This window comes from Vibrio sp. 1288, from assembly GCF_033344475.1.
Genome location: NZ_JAWPOX010000630.1, coordinates 1 through 654, shown reverse-complemented (window position 1 = coordinate 654; position 654 = coordinate 1). Strand labels below are relative to the sequence as shown.

Annotated in this window: 1 protein-coding gene; it reads right to left on the bottom strand. The window is 49.5% G+C overall.

The window, feature by feature from the left end; all coding sequences use genetic code 11:
* Positions 1-654: YdcF family protein (locus tag R8O11_RS28450; protein ID WP_318195023.1), on the bottom strand; the 654-nt coding region annotated here is incomplete at both ends.

Sequence of the window (654 nt, the reverse complement as noted above, 5' to 3'; positions counted from 1 at the left end):
CCAGCTAGCGATTTCAAACAAGGTTTGACCACGACGCACGTGACTTGCCGAGCTGATAATGGTCGCGTGTTTGATGTTGTGGCGCGCCAAGGCGTAGCTGCTGAACAGGGCATTGCCTACCGTGCTGGTGGCGTAGTTTTCTTCGATGATGCGGTCTTTGCTGACTCCTTTTTCAATCAACCAGTCCGCCATCAATTTACCTTCGGTTTTGTGGTTCTTTGGTACGCCGCCCGTCAAAATAATTATCGCATCTGGGTTCGCTTTCGCCATTGCTAACGTGGTTTGTAGACGTTCGACTAAGATTTGATGCATCGAACCATCGGGATTGAGCGCATAACCCAAGGTAACAATCGCGCCTTTGTCGTCCAGTTTGCCTTTATCGGCTTTCTCTTTCAGCGGCGTTGCCAAAATGCGATCTACTGTGTCGAAGATGCGTTTGATGTCTGCTGCTTTACCAGCATTCAGTTTGGCCAGCGTTGTCATGTGTTGATCTGATTCGGCTTGATTGCCTTTAAAGCGCTGCCACACCGCAAGATAAGCGTGTAAATCTACATCGTCCGGCGCCACAGCCAAGGCTTGTTCGAACAGTTCAATTGCTCGATCGACGTTCTTGTTGTAAATCTGCGCATTTGCCGCAGAAATGAGTAGGTCGGT